The organism is Rhizobacter sp. P3_C12, from assembly GCF_056402735.1.
The window spans coordinates 1-1,496 of sequence record NZ_JBFUGW010000565.1 but is presented as its reverse complement, the minus strand read 5'-3'; the positions used below and the strand labels follow the sequence as shown (position 1 = coordinate 1,496).

Here is a 1,496-nt window from a genome sequence, read left to right as displayed (position 1 = left end):
GCCGGCGCAGGGGCCGGGCTGGGCGCCGGTGCCGGTGCCGGGGCGGGTGCCGGTGCCGGGGCGGGTGCCGGTGCAGGCGCGGGAGCCGGGGCCGGCGCCGAGGTCGTGCCGCTGTAGGCCTGGATCTCGAAGATCGAGTAGCCGTACTGGCTCGAACGGGTGACGCCCTGCACGCGCAGGTAGCGGCCCTGGCCGCTCAGGCCGGTCCAGTCCTCGATGCCGCCCTGGCTGTTGTCGACGGTCTTGATCGTGACCCAGTTCGACTTGTCGCTCGAGACCTGCAGCAGGTACCGGGTGGCGTGGGCGCGTTCCCAGTTGATGCGCACGCGGGTGACGTTCACCGACTGGCCGAAGTCCAGCGTCAGGTTCTGGTCGTCCGTGAAGCCGCTGCTCCAGCGGGTGTTGTCGTCGTGGTCGATCGCGGCCGCAGCCGACAGGTCGCCGCGCTCGGCGGCGCTGGCCGTGGCCGCGACGGGCGTCAGCGCGATGCCGATCGGGTCACCGACCGCCATCGGGCGCGACCGGTCGCCGCCGGCATCGCTCGAACTGGCGTTGTTGCCGTCGCCGGCGGAGGAGCTTCCTCCGTCGCCGGAACCGCATCCGACCAGCAGGATCGCCAGGGCGCAGTGCAGCCCCAGCATCGAACCGTTGCGCAAGCTGCGCAGCACATGGTGTTTCATTGGCTTCCCCTCCAAGACGTGGCAGAAACAAGGCCCGGATGCTGCACGCTCCGCGAAGAAAGCCTGTAAGCCGAGGGGAGCCGTCGGATAGCTGTCAAAGCACGTTCGTGCGAATTGGCACGATCACTCGAAAGAGAGCGCACACTCTCATTCAGATGATTGCCAAGACTCGCTATCGAGCGACAAGGGACGCGATTGCCATTCGGCAGGCGACGTCGGACAGCAACCGTTCATCGGCTGTTCCCGACCGCTTGGAATCGGTTCCAAACGAAGTGCTCGCAAACTTCTTGCTCTTCGTTACATCAGCTCACGTCTTGCCGATGCGAGCTATTCGGAGAGTCTGAGAGCGCCGTTTCAGGCGGATACAAGTCCGACGCCGAATGCCGCCGGATGGGCATGAACCGCGGGTTTTACCGATGCGGCCCCGTCGGCCTCGGTCTTGAAGGCCGCGACCGACTCGAGGAGCTTCTGCGCCTGCAGCTTCAGGCTCTCGGCCGAGGCCGAGGCCTCTTCGACCAGCGCCGCGTTCTCCTGCGTCGAATGGTCGAGCAGCGACACCGCCTGCGTCACCTGCTCGATGCCGCTGTGCTGCTGCGCGGCCGAGCGGCGGATCTCGCCCACCAGGTCGTTGACGCTCGACACCTGCTGGTGGATGTCCTGCATCACGCGGCCGGCATCGGCCACGTGGCGCGAGCCGCTGCCGACCTTCTCGGCGCTGTCGGTGATCAGCTGCTTGATCTCGCGCGCCGCGCCGGCGCTGCGCTGCGCGAGGCTGCGCACCTCGCCGGCCACCACCGCGAAGCCGCGGCCCTGCTC

The 1,496-nt window shown here is 68.0% G+C and carries 2 protein-coding genes; both read right to left on the bottom strand.

The features are described 5' to 3' along the window. Window positions 1–680 (bottom strand): discoidin domain-containing protein (locus tag AC1DXV_RS34515; protein ID WP_477938035.1); only part of this gene is annotated, 680 nt, incomplete at its 3' end. Between the two features lie 354 nt (window positions 681–1,034). Further along, on the bottom strand, window positions 1,035–1,496 hold a 462-nt coding region (locus tag AC1DXV_RS34510; protein WP_477938034.1), incomplete at its 5' end, for a methyl-accepting chemotaxis protein.